The following is a 6,227-nucleotide window of genomic DNA, read 5'->3' as shown; positions in this document are numbered from 1 at the left end:
TGTTAAAGAGCGGTTGGTTAAGATCTTTCGTCTCAACCGAGGCGCGCATTCTACAGCAGCCTCTGTTGCTGTCAAGCACTAAATTTCAAATTTTCTTCATGAAATTCAACTACTTGCCGCCAACTGAGTTTCAAACTCCTCGTTAGCGGGAGGCGAATAATACAGTGTTTTATTTGGTGGTCAACCACCTGTTGTAATTATTTTCACCTAATCCATGCGGCTTAGGCGGAGTACCGACTTCTGCCTCATGAGCTGTCCAGGCTTTGCTTGCATTACCCGTCGACAAACCCGCCCTCTTTACCAGCTGCGCTATGATCGCGCCCCTCTGCGCCAAGAGTCTTGAACGGGATGTCTATGTCTTTGCCATTAGCTGACGCTCATCAATCACTACCACCCGTACTCGTCGGCCCGTTATTGCGGCGCCTGGAACCTGCGCGGCTGGTGCTCTGGCTGGTCGGGTCGCGTGCGCTGGCGCTGACGCTGCGCCTGCAAGGCATCGATATCCGCCTCGATGCGGATCAATGCACGATCATTCCCGTCGGCACTCATGCCTTTATTCATCTAATAGATGTACCACTGAACACCGCCCTGCCCTGCGACACGCTGATCGAGTACGACCTGCTGATCACCGAGGCGGGTGGCGCTCCGTCGGGCATCGCCGAGTGGGCACCTCACCTACTATATGGCGAAGCGCGCTGCCCGAACTTTGTGTTGCGCTCACAGATCGATCAGTTGCTGCATGGCTCCTGCCGTAAACCTCACCATCCGGCGGCCGATGGCTTGCTGTGTGTCGACCGGTTGCTCGCGTCAGAGCCGGACGCAAGCAAGCGTCCGGCTCTATTAATGATGAGCGGTGATCAGGTGTATGCGGATGATGTCGCGGGACCAATGCTGCGTGCAATTCATGCCTTGATCGAACATCTGGGGTTGTTCGACGAACACCTCGACGGCGCAGTAGTCAGCGACAGCACCAAACTCTACGAACATCCGGCCAGTTACTACCATCGTGCGGATTTGTTACCGGCGCTTGAGAGCAACGAAACCCTGCGCGAGCGATTTTTCGGTGGGGCGCGTAAGCCGATTTTCACCAGCAGCAGCGCCGACAATCATTTGGTGACCTTCGCCGAAGTCATGGCCATGTACCTGCTGGTGTGGTCGCCAACGTCCTGGACGCTGATCGCGCCGCAACCACCGACACTGACGCCCGAACGACGCAAGCGTTATGCCCTGGAGCAGACGCGCATCGATGGGTTCAAGGCGGGGCTGGGTGGTGTCGCGCGGGCGATGGCGCATTTGCCATGCCTGATGATTTTCGATGACCACGATATTACCGATGACTGGAATCTCTCTGCGCAATGGGAGGAAACGGCCTACAACCATCCGTTCTCCAAGCGCATCATCGGCAACGCGCTGTTTGCTTATATGTTGTGTCAGGGTTGGGGCAACAACCCGGATGCGTTTGGCAGCGTACTGGAAAAAACCCGCTTATTGAGCGTCACGGGGCAAGACCATCACCTCGACAGCGAGGTCCAGGACGAATTGATCGATGAACTGCTGAGTTTTCAGCAGTGGCATTACGTGCTGCCCACTCGCCCGGCGCTGGTGGTGCTCGACACCCGCACCCGGCGCTGGCGCAGCGAGATGAACCTCAAACAGCCGTCGGGCCTGCTGGACTGGGAAGCGCTCAGTGAGCTGCAACAGGAATTGCTCGATCATCCTTCGGCGATCATCGTTTCACCGGCGCCGATCTTCGGCGTCAAACTGATCGAAACCGTACAGCGCGTGTTCAGTTGGTGCGGTTATCCACTGCTGGTGGACGCCGAAAACTGGATGGCTCATCGCGGCGCGGCTCAAGTGATCCTGAACATTTTCCGACACTCCCGCACACCCGGTAACTACGTGGTGCTGTCCGGTGATGTGCATTATTCCTTCGTCTATGAAGTATTGATCCGACACCGCAAGGCCGGCCCGCGTATCTGGCAGATCACCAGCAGCGGTATCAAAAATGAATTCCCACCCGCCTTGCTCGAATGGTTCGACCGCCTCAACCGTTGGCTCTACTCGCCCCGCTCGCCCCTTAACTGGCTGACCAAACGCCGACGCATGCGCATTGTTCCGCACATTCCCGAACACGCCGAAGCTGGGGAACGGCTGTGGAACTCGGCAGGAATTGGTCAAGTGTTCTTCAATGAAAAGGGTCAACCACAGGATATTTATCAATTCAATGCGGATGGATCGCCGAAGACGCGAATGATTGCGCCAGAAGTGTCCGAAACAGCCGACTGACTTTGCATGAATAACCATGAGCAATCATTACCCGGCCACCCTAAAACTCACTCGAACTCTGATCATCGGCAACTCCGGCTCGGGCAAGAGCTGGCTGGCCAAACGAATGGCCGAGCATCTGCAAGCGCCCTGGACCGATCTCGACCTGATTCACTGGGTATCCGATGAACACAGCATCGCCCGTCCCCGCAACGAAGCACTGGGAATGGCGCGGGTGGCGGCGAGTGAAGAGCGTTGGGTTATCGAGGGTGTTTACGGCTGGATGGTCAGCGAACTTGTGGAGCAGGCCACTGCGCTGATCTGGCTGTGTCTGGAGGACGAAGATTGCGTGAACAACATTCGCCAGCGAGAAGCGAGGCGGGACGAGAAGGAAGAGTTGCTGATAGCGTTACTCGACTGGGCCGGCAGCTACCGTACTCGCCAAGGGTCCAGTGGATTTGCCGCGCATCAGCGTTTGTTTGAAGGGTTTAGTGGGTCGAAACGCCAACTGATGAACCGGGCTGAAGTCTCCGCTTTCGTCAGTACGGTGCAGCAAACCAATTGATAGCCCCCGCAAGATAGCCCCCGCAATTTTCTTGGGGGCTTATTTCACTGAGGGAGACACCGATTTTGTAGGAGCTGCCGAAGCTGCTCCTACAAAGGGAAGCGGTGTATACACAGAAGGTGTCAGGCCGCTTTCACCGCCCGCCCCACCCCTCTGACAATCATTTCCACTTCCCGCTCATCGATCGTCAGCGGTGGCAGCAGGCGAATGGTCTTGCCCCGTGTCACGTTGATCAGCAATCCGTGATCCCGCGCGGCAATCAAGGTCAGATCGCGGATTGGTTGGGCCAGTTCGATGCCAATCATCAATCCCTGGCCACGGATCACCAGGACGTTCGGGTCGTCGGCCAGTTCGACGCGCAATCTGGCAAGCAGGCGTTCGCCCTGAAGTCTGGCGTTTTCCAGCAGGCCTTGTTCCTCGATGATCTCCAGCACGGTGCAACCCACCCGACACGCCAGCGGATTGCCGCCGAATGTACTGCCGTGGCTGCCGGGTGTGAACAAATCCGCAGCCCTGCCCCGAGCCAGGCAGGCACCGATGGGCACTCCGTTACCCAGGCCTTTGGCCAAGGTCATGACGTCCGGGATGATGCCTTCGTGCTGGAACGCAAACCACTGGCCGGTACGGCCGATGCCGGTCTGGATTTCGTCGAGCATCATTAACCAGGCGCGCCGGTCACAGAGCTCGCGCACCGCTTTGAGATAACCGGGCGGCGCCACTTGCACACCACTTTCGCCCTGAATCGGCTCCATCAGAATCGCCACAATGCGTGGGCCGTGGGCTTTCTGCGCCTTTTCCAGGGCAGCGAGGTCACCGAATGGCACTTTAATGAAGTCCCCCGGCAACTTGTTATACCCCAGGCGCGCCGCCGGGCCGTCACTGGCCGACAAGGTGCCGAGGGTCCGTCCGTGGAAAGCATTCTCCATGACCACTACCAGCGGTTGTTCGATGCCTTTGTGCCAGCCGTAAAGCCGCGCAAGTTTCAGCGCAGTTTCGTTGGCTTCGGCACCGGAGTTATTGAAGAACGCCCGCTCCATGCCCGATAGCCGAACCAGTTTCTGCGCCAGCCGCTGTTGCCAGTCGATGCTGTACAGGTTGGATGTGTGCAACAGCAACCCAGCCTGTTCGCTGATGGCCGACACGATTCGCGGATGGGAATGACCGACATTGGTCACCGCCACGCCCGCCACCGCGTCCAGGTATTCACGACCGGCTTGATCCCACAGTCGCGTGCCCAGGCCTTTGCTGAAACTCAGGGCCAAAGGTTGGTAAGTGCTCATCAGGCAGGTGGCGGTCATGACATCAAGCTCCATCAATAGTCGGTGTTTTTGCAGTATCGTTAGCCACCTGAGCTGGATAAACACTGAAATACTTCAATCATTTTAAAGCTGGGCTTGATAATGGATTTATTCCAGGCAATGACCGTTTACGTAAGAGTGGTGGAAGCCGGCAGCATGACCGCCGCCGCTTTGCAGTGCGAAATGTCCACGACCATGGTCGGTAATCACCTGCGGGCTCTGGAGCAACGCCTGGGTGTGCGCTTGCTCAACCGTACGACACGGCGTCAGCGTTTGACGGAATTCGGCACGGCGTACTATCAGCGGTGTCTCGAAGTGCTGGGGCTGGTGGCTGATTCCGAACGCCTGGCCGAACAAACCCTCGACGAGCCGAGCGGCACTCTGCGCATCACCGCACCGCTGACCTTCGGCACCGAACGGCTCGCACCGGCCCTGAGCGAGTTCACCCTGCGCTGCCCGCAAGTCAAACTCGACGTCGTTTTGACCAACCAGCGTCTGGACTTGCTCGACAACGGTTTCGACGTGGCGATTCGTCTGGGCACGACCGAACTGTCCAACATGATTTCTCGCCCGCTCATCGACTACACGATGACCCTGTGCGCATCGAAGGATTATCTGGAGCGTCGAGGCACACCGGAGAAACCCGCCGACCTGCAACACCATGACTGTCTGGCCTTCGCCTACCCGGCCGGAGATGACTGGCACTCGGTAGCCAAACAATGGCGCCTGAAGGGGCCCGAAGGCGAAGTCATGGTGGCGGTCAGCGGGCCGATGTTGATCAACAGCTCGGCGGGGCTGCATCAAGCGGCGCGAACCGGCATGGGCATCGTGATGGTGCCCGATGCGCTGGTGGAGCAAGACCTTCGGGACGGAAAACTGGTGGCCTTGATGCAGGATTACCAACTGCCAAGTCGGCCGATGAACCTGGTGTACGCCCAGGACCGCTACCGTTTGCCGAAATTGCGCAGCTTCGTTGACTTTGCACTGCGGTGGTGGGGCAAACACTAGCCGGGGCAATACGCCATGAATTAATCTCCTCGACTGACGAGTCACGTTGATATCAGGACGGCAGGGAGACCGATGATGGGTGATGCATCGAAAATCGAGCCGTTGAAGTTCGATCTGTCAGATTTTAACGAAGACATGCTGCACACCGTTCTGGAACTGGTCAGCGATGGCATCTGGGACTGGAACGCCAACACCGGGTTCGTCTATCGCAACCCCGGGTGGTACGAGATGCTCGGCTATACGCCTCATTCCCTGGACAACAATGTGTTGACCTGGGAAAACGTGATCCACCCCGACGATTATTCGCGGGTCATGGCATTGTTTGATGACTACCTGGATCAGCGCGCTCCCGGTTATCAGGCCGAGTATCGCTGCCGCATGCGCGATGGCACTTACACCTGGATCGAGGATCGCGGCTACGTACTGGCACGTAATGCCGACGGCTCGGTGGCGCGAATGATCGGCGCGCACCGCAGCATCGAAGACAAGAAACGCCTGATCGAAGAAATGGAGCGGCGTAATCAATCCCTTGAAGCCATCGTCAAGGAACGCACTCGGGAGTTGTCCCGGGTCAATCAGCAGTTACAGATTCAACTCGAAGAAAATCGCAAATTGGCAGAAACCGATGTGCTGACCGGCATCGCCAATCGCTATCGACTGGAGAAAACCCTGCCCAAGGAATGCGACCGTGCCCAACGCTTCCGCGAACCCCTGTCGCTGATCGCCATGGACCTCGATGACTTCAAAAACATCAACGATCACTACGGTCACGCCCTGGGAGATGCAGCGTTGGTGCAAGTGATCGAGAGTGTAAAGCACTGCGTGCGCAAAGGTGATCTGTTGGCGCGCTGGGGCGGTGACGAATTCATCCTGATCCTGCCCAATACCTTGCTGGCCGACGCCAGGTCACTCGCTGAAAGAATCCGTCATGGCCTGGCGAGCCTGCTGCCGGTCGGGGACTATCAAGTGACCATGAGTTTTGGCGTGGTGCAGCGCTTTGAAGAAGAACAACAGACCGGGTTGCTGGCCAGGGCCGATCAGGCGCTGTATCGGTCGAAAATCGCGGGCAAGAATCTGATTTCAGGTTGAGC

Annotated in this window: 5 protein-coding genes; 4 read left to right on the top strand and 1 reads right to left on the bottom strand. The window is 57.6% G+C overall.

Annotation, left to right across the window (positions count from 1 at the left end; all coding sequences use genetic code 11):
- The first annotated feature begins 348 nt into the window (after window positions 1–348).
- The gene (locus tag AC1RL4_RS29035) at window positions 349–2,286 is read left to right on the top strand and encodes an alkaline phosphatase D family protein (RefSeq protein WP_026331933.1); all 1,938 of its coding nucleotides are present in this window, start codon (window positions 349–351) and stop codon (window positions 2,284–2,286) included.
- A gap of 16 nt (window positions 2,287–2,302) precedes the next feature.
- The gene (locus AC1RL4_RS29030) at window positions 2,303–2,830 is read left to right on the top strand and encodes a P-loop NTPase family protein (protein ID WP_096481045.1); all 528 of its coding nucleotides are present in this window, start codon (window positions 2,303–2,305) and stop codon (window positions 2,828–2,830) included.
- A 122-nt stretch (window positions 2,831–2,952) separates the two neighbouring features.
- On the opposite strand, the gene AC1RL4_RS29025 is transcribed toward AC1RL4_RS29030, so the two are convergent.
- Window positions 2,953–4,128 (bottom strand): aspartate aminotransferase family protein, encoded by a 1,176-nt coding sequence (locus AC1RL4_RS29025; protein WP_230175624.1) that lies wholly within the window; start codon window positions 4,126–4,128, stop codon window positions 2,953–2,955.
- A gap of 102 nt (window positions 4,129–4,230) precedes the next feature.
- Here AC1RL4_RS29025 and AC1RL4_RS29020 point away from each other — a divergent pair, with 102 nt between their 5' ends.
- Window positions 4,231–5,136, top strand: a complete 906-nt coding sequence (locus AC1RL4_RS29020) for a LysR family transcriptional regulator (RefSeq protein WP_019582322.1) — start codon at window positions 4,231–4,233, stop codon at window positions 5,134–5,136.
- 75 nt (window positions 5,137–5,211) lie between these two features.
- A complete protein-coding gene (locus AC1RL4_RS29015; protein ID WP_019582323.1) occupies window positions 5,212–6,225 on the top strand; it encodes a sensor domain-containing diguanylate cyclase in 1,014 nt (337 codons plus the stop codon).
- Window positions 6,226–6,227: the final 2 nt, after the last annotated feature.

This window comes from Pseudomonas sp. GW822-FHT07A10 (assembly GCF_058798795.1).
Note: the sequence above shows the minus strand (reverse complement) of the source record. Positions and strands in the feature narration are given on the sequence as shown.

Bases quoted from the DNA above. Each gene is read 5' to 3' on its own strand.
- AC1RL4_RS29025 (WP_230175624.1), bottom strand. From the start codon at position 4,128: ATGACCGCCACCTGCCTGATGAGCACTTACCAACCTTTGGCCCTGAGT.
- AC1RL4_RS29020 (WP_019582322.1), top strand. From the start codon at position 4,231: ATGGATTTATTCCAGGCAATGACCGTTTACGTAAGAGTGGTGGAAGCC.
- AC1RL4_RS29030 (WP_096481045.1), top strand. From the start codon at position 2,303: ATGAGCAATCATTACCCGGCCACCCTAAAACTCACTCGAACTCTGATC.
- AC1RL4_RS29035 (WP_026331933.1), top strand. From the start codon at position 349: ATGTCTATGTCTTTGCCATTAGCTGACGCTCATCAATCACTACCACCC.
- AC1RL4_RS29015 (WP_019582323.1), top strand. From the start codon at position 5,212: ATGGGTGATGCATCGAAAATCGAGCCGTTGAAGTTCGATCTGTCAGAT.